The organism is Prosthecobacter sp. (assembly GCF_014879935.1).
In the GTDB taxonomy this organism is placed as follows: Bacteria; Verrucomicrobiota; Verrucomicrobiia; order Verrucomicrobiales; family Verrucomicrobiaceae; genus Prosthecobacter.
Map to the genome: position 1 here is coordinate 1 of NZ_JACSRD010000009.1, position 1515 is coordinate 1515.

Below are 1515 nucleotides of genomic sequence, written 5' to 3' on the forward strand. Positions count from 1 at the left end.
GAGCCTGTCCGGAATTTTGTGTGCGAGGCATAGCATGACGATCAGGAGCATGTATGCCAATCAGCAAGACGAAGATGAAGAACGCGGCGATCGCGGCCAAGTCCGCGGCACTGCCCAAGATTCCCAAGGAACTGCTTGACCAGTTCGTGAGCGGACCGATGACCGGCGAGGCGGTCAACTCCGCGTCGATGGCGTTCAAGAAGGCGCTGATCGAGCGGGCGCTGGGCGCCGAGCTCGGTCACCACCTGGGCTACCAGAGCGGCACGGCCAAGCCTGATGCCGGTAACAACCAGCGCAACGGCAGCAGCGGCAAGACCGTGCTGACCGAGGACGGGCCGCTGCGCATCGAGGTGCCGCGCGATCGTGATGCGAGCTTCGAGCCACTGCTCATCCCCAAGCACGAGCGGCGCTTCACCGGCTTCGACGACAAGATCATCGCCATGTATGCCCGCGGCATGACCGTGCGCGAGGTACAAGGCTTCCTGGCTGAGCAGTACGGCGTGGAAGTGTCGCCGGAGTTCATCAGCAGCGTCACCGACGCCGTGATGGCCGAGGTCGGCGCCTGGCAGGCCCGTGCCCTGGAGCCGATGTACCCGGTGGTCTTCTTCGACGCGCTGCGGGTCAAGATTCGCGAAGACGCGGTGGTGCGCAACAAGGCGATCTACCTGGCTCTTGGCGTTCTGCCCGACGGCACGCGCGACATCCTGGGGCTGTGGATCGAGGGCACCGAAGGGGCCAAGTTCTGGATGAAGGTGTTCAACGACCTGAAGACGCGCGGTGTGGCCGATATCCTGATCGCCGTTACCGATGGCTTGAAGGGCATGCCCGAGGCGCTGAGCGCGGTGTTTCCGTCCACGACGCTGCAGACCTGTATCGTCCACCTGATCAGGAACAGCCTGGACTACGCGAGTTGGAAGGACCGTAAGCTGTTGGCCGCAGCGATCAAGCCGATCTACACGGCCCCGAGCGCCGAGGCCGCGCAGGCCGAACTGGATGCCTTCGAGCAAGGCACCTGGGGCCGTAAATTTCCCACCGTCGTGGCCGCGTGGCGCCGCGCCTGGGACCGGGTGATCCCATTCTTTGCATTCCCGCCGGCGGTGCGTCGCGTGATCTACACGACCAACGCGATAGAGAGCATCAACGCGCGGCTGCGCAAGATCATCAAGTCGCGAGGGCACTTCCCAAGTGACGATGCGGCCACCAAACTGATCTGGCTGGCGCTGCGCAACATCACGGCCGATTGGGGCCGCGCAGCGCACAACTGGAAGGAGGCGATGAATCAGTTCGCGATACTCTACGAGGAGCGATTCACGCAGCCGCCTCGTACCTGGGGTTGAGCCATGAAATACATGGCCCAATCGGGGGCGCCTCCGGCGGCTTGGTAGGGGCCTATTGTTCAAAGAACTTCAAGCGAAGACGCATTCAACAACCCGCCTCGAACACAAAAATTCGGACACTCCCGCACTGCTCAGAACGATGCGAGCGCGGTTGCTCAAGGCCGCCGGCAACGACCGG

1 protein-coding gene is annotated in these 1515 nt (G+C 63.2%); it reads left to right on the forward strand.

All coding sequences use genetic code 11. The annotated features are described in order from the left end of the window. Positions 1-74: 74 nt before the first annotated feature. Positions 75-1337: an IS256 family transposase gene (locus IAE77_RS00100; RefSeq protein WP_294219616.1), complete on the forward strand. Its 1263-nt coding sequence runs from the start codon at positions 75-77 to the stop codon at positions 1335-1337. The last annotated feature ends 178 nt before the right edge of the window (positions 1338-1515 follow it).